At 54.8% G+C, this 4,282-nt stretch carries 2 protein-coding genes; both read left to right on the plus strand.

Annotated features, from left to right (window positions below; translation table 11 throughout):
- Positions 1-182: hypothetical protein (locus tag B2R17_RS22530; RefSeq protein WP_286765767.1), on the plus strand; the 182-nt coding region annotated here is incomplete at its 5' end.
- A gap of 1,324 nt (positions 183-1,506) precedes the next feature.
- Positions 1,507-4,074 (plus strand): polysaccharide biosynthesis tyrosine autokinase, encoded by a 2,568-nt coding sequence (locus B2R17_RS22535; RefSeq protein WP_286765768.1) that lies wholly within the window; start codon positions 1,507-1,509, stop codon positions 4,072-4,074.
- The last annotated feature ends 208 nt before the right edge of the window (positions 4,075-4,282 follow it).

The raw sequence follows: 4,282 nt of genomic DNA on the forward strand, positions 1-4,282 counted from the left end.
CGGCAGGCTTGGTTGATCAATGGGCTGAAACCGCCGGTTGGATTGCGGTTCACGAAGCCGCTTCGGAAACTGCCCCAGTTTTTGAGACGGTGATCGGCGCCTCGCTCGGCCCTCACCCTAGCCCTCTCCCAGCAGGAGAGGGGACTTTCTGGTGGCGGCAGGCTTGGTTGATCAATGGTTGAAACCGCCGCTGGGACTGCGGTTCACAAAGCCAATTCGAAAACTGCCTCAGTTTCTGAGACGGTGAGCACTGTCTTGCTCGGCCCTCACCCTGGCCCTCTCCCGGCAGGAGAGGGGACTTTCTGGTGGCGGCAGGCTTGGTTGATCAACGGTCTAAAACCGCCGATCGGATTGCGATTCACGAAACCGCTTCGGAAACTGCCCCAGTTTCTGAGACGGTGAGCACTGTCTCGCTCGGCCCTCACCCTAGCCCTCTCCCGGCAGGAGAGGGGACTTTCTGGTGGCGGCAGGCTTGGTTGATCAATGGTCTGAAACCGCCGCTGGGACTGCGGTTCACGAAGCCGCTTCGGAAGCTTCCTCAGTTTTTGAGACGGTGAGCACTGTCTTGCTCGGCTCTCATCCTAGCCCTCTCCCAAGAGGAGAGGGGACTTTCTAGTGGCGGCAGGCTTGGTTGATCAATGTGCTGAAACCGCCGGTTGGATTGCGGTTCACGAAGCCGCTTCGGAAACTGCCCCAGTTTTTGAGACGGTGAGCAGTGTCTCGCTCAACCCTCACCCTAGCCCTCTCCCGGCGGGAGAGGGGACCAGGTGACTGGTGGCACCGATGGATCTCGGGTTGCGACGGCGGGAGCCTGTGAAGCGGTAGATCGGGACGAGTGGCTAGCAATTTGGACGTCCGAATTCTGGTGAATCCGGCTACGGATAGTTGATTGTACGCGAGCCTTGCTTACGCTGCGGGTTACGAAGCTTGGAACATTCGAGCCTACATTGACGAGGTAAGAAGGCAATCGTCGTGTGGACGTACCAGTTTGCGATTCTTTTTCCACAGGCTGAGAGGCCTTTTCATACCCCACATCTCGAAACACCCAAGATTAGTGTCCGATCAGACTAGATTAGTGTTCCACCAGAGCAGTGACGGGAACACAAATCACCGCTAAACGAACACTCAGTATCCAGGACAGGGATATTTGGCTTCAAACCGCTTGTACTCCCAACGAAAGCGTTTCCGAAAAGATCTAGGGTACAAAAAGGCTGACAAGCCTATGCCACTTTTTCGGGTGTAGTCGATTGGCACGCCTGGGCCTGAGTTTCGACCGGCTTTGCGAAACAGTTGGGGACAACTGTTCTACTCTGATCAATTTTGACGATTTTGGGGGGCAATCCGAACGTTCCGGATGGCCGTTCTCGAATCTTCGGAATTGGCTTTCCCGAATCAGAATTCCTAGCCCTACGGCGGGTGGCTCCGTACACTTGACTGCTTCAATAGCAGATCTTCTTCGCTTTGCCGTTTCAACTCCGCTCCTCTGCTTTTCATCACGGACTTCGGATGATCCCGAACTCGAAATCAACTGAACCATCGGCCGGAAAACGCGGCCCGAATTCCTTCGCGTCTTATCCCTCGCAAAACGCGGGAACGATGGGACAGGCGGCGATGGGCTCGTACCCTGCGATGAACGAAGGCTGGGGCAGCAGTGGCTCTTCCCAAACGGCCGAATCGGCGGATCTGATGGGTGCGATCTGGCGTTATCGCTGGGCCGCATTGGTTCCCACGATTCTGGGTGCGGTGATTGGCTTCCTGGTTTTTGTCAAGACACCGGAAACGTTTCAATCCGGAACGTTGCTGATGTTTGAATCGGATCGTCCAGCGGTCATCGATACGATGACGGGCGATTTGATCGGCGGTGTCCCGTCGATCGATATTCTGCGATCGCAACTGTTGAGTGACAAAGTCACTCGCAATGCGTTTGATAACGAGAGCATGGAAGTTTTTCGCGAATCGCTGGGTGGTCATCCCTCTGCATTGTTAGGTTTAGCGAATGGGGCACTCAAGTTCGAAACGAACATTCAGGATGCTAGATCAGCCTCATCACTTGTAGCGTCATTGAGTTTTGAACATTCCGATCCGGAGCTTTGTGAAGCCGCCGTCAAAGCGTACAGCGCCGCATTGCAGCAGCTGTTCGCGGAAAAGCACAAAAGCTCACGCGGAGAATTGCTCCGTCTGATCAGAGATGCGACCGACAACTTGCAACCGAAGCTAAGTGAATTGGAGGAAGACTATCGTGCGTTCCGAACGAAGGCTTCGTTAGTCTGGAACGAGAACGGGGAGGCGATCAACCCTCACCGCGAACGTCAACTTTATTTGACTGAACGACGAAGCGAGTTGTTCGAGACACTCCGTAGCCAATCCGTTGAACTGTCGGCAGTTGAGAGCATCGCGAAAGAAGCTGATGATCCACTGGTGCGCCTTTCAATTATCGGGCAACTGATGGGTAAGACATTCGAGATGCCTGAGTCAAATCAGATTAGCCAAAACATGCGTGATGGCGACGCTGAACTTGCCCAAATTGAGTTGGATCAACAATTGGTCCCGCTGATGATCGAGCGAAACAAATTCGCGGCGGAATTTGGTGAGCAACACCCAACGGTCAAGGCACTCGACGCTGAACTGACGATGATGAAAAGTGAACTGAAACGTTTGGTCAAAGAGCAATCCGAACGCATCGTCGAATTGATGGAGCAGAACAAAGTCGAAGGTGTCGACCCTCGCAAACGTGCCGAAGAAGCGGTCAATGTGATCTTGACCGCTTCGAGAGCGGAAGTGCAGCTGCTGAAACAGCAAATCTCCGAAATTGATTCGCAAATTGCTAGCGAACGGATCGAAGCAATGAAGCTGGCCCAAGACGAACAAGAAAACGCTTCGATGCTTCGTCAGATTGACCGCAATCGTGAGTTAATCAATCAACTCGACGAGCAAATGGCACGTGTTGAGCTAACGGAGGAAGAAGGTGGGATCCAGGTATCCGAGCTACGAGCTCCAAGCCGTGCCTATCGCACTGGCCCTAACTTGGTCAAAATGCTTGGTATAGGCACATTTCTCGGCCTTGCACTCGGTTGCGGACTCGCGTTGCTTCTAGAGAAGAATGCCAACACGTTCCGAGACCCAGAGGAAATCATCGCGGCCGTCGGTGCGCCGATCTTGACTCACGTTCCCTTCTTCAAGGGTCGCGTTAAACGCAAGAAAGGTGAAGCCTCGAATCCATTTGAATTGCTTGACCCGCACTTGGCGGTTGTGCATGCTCCATCGTCGGTTGCATCCGAGTCCATTCGGTCTTGTCGGACGTCGGTTCTGTTTGAATTGGCTGGCGTTGAGGGCGGAAAAGTTCTGCAGGTCACCAGCCCACTTCCGGGTGACGGGAAGTCCACCATCGCTGGCAACTTGGCGTGCAGCATCGCTCAGTCGGGCATACGCACGCTGATCATTGATTGTGACCTTCGCCAGCCGCAGGTGACCGACAACTTCGCCATGGCGGATCAACTTGGTTTGGTCGATGTCCTCAACGGGAAATGCGAACACGTCGACGCGGCGCACGACACGCCCCTCAGCACGCTGAAGATGATGCCTTCGGGGCCGATCCCGGCGAACCCTGCCGAAGCTTTGACGTTGCCTGAAATGAGCGAGTTGTTGGACGTGCTTCGGGAAGAGTACGACTACATCATTTTGGACACGCCGCCGCTGTTGGTGGTCACCGATCCGAGTATCACCGCCAGTATGACTGATGGCGTCGTGATGGCACTGAAGGTTCGTCGCAAGAGCAAGCCAAACGCGAAAGAAGCTGCCTCGATCTTGGCCAATGTCGGTGCGAAATTACTCGGTGTCGTGATCAATGCATCCGATGAAGGTGCGAACAATGATGGCTACAAAGGATACGGCTACTATCGTTATGGACGCCACACGAATCGCTATTACCGCAAGACTGCTGACAACGGTGCCAAGGCAGGACAACGGCGGAGTCCTGTGGTTGTTTCGGGGCGCGGGTCTGCGGCTAGAAGTGCGAGACCGATCGCGGTGCCGCCGACGACGCCATCTGTCGAGCAAGAACGCTCGGACGTGTAGCCGGATTCGCTGAGAATTCGGAAACGGAGAGCAGCGAGGTTCGTTTGTGTGTAGGATTGCCGACTTAGAGGCCTAAGTCGGCTACGTGTGTGCATTCTCGGCGTTATCAAGGCGTCTCTCCATCGCCGAAGCGGCAAACGCTCGAACACAGCAACCGCCGTAGCCGATTCAGGCTCTGAATCGGCCCTCCCCAACACGATCAGGAATC

This window comes from Rhodopirellula sp. UBA1907 (assembly GCF_002337565.1).
In the GTDB taxonomy this organism is placed as follows: domain Bacteria; phylum Planctomycetota; class Planctomycetia; order Pirellulales; family Pirellulaceae; genus Rhodopirellula; species Rhodopirellula europaea.

Bases quoted from the DNA above. Each gene is read 5' to 3' on its own strand.
- B2R17_RS22535 (WP_286765768.1), top strand. From the start codon at position 1,507: ATGATCCCGAACTCGAAATCAACTGAACCATCGGCCGGAAAACGCGGC.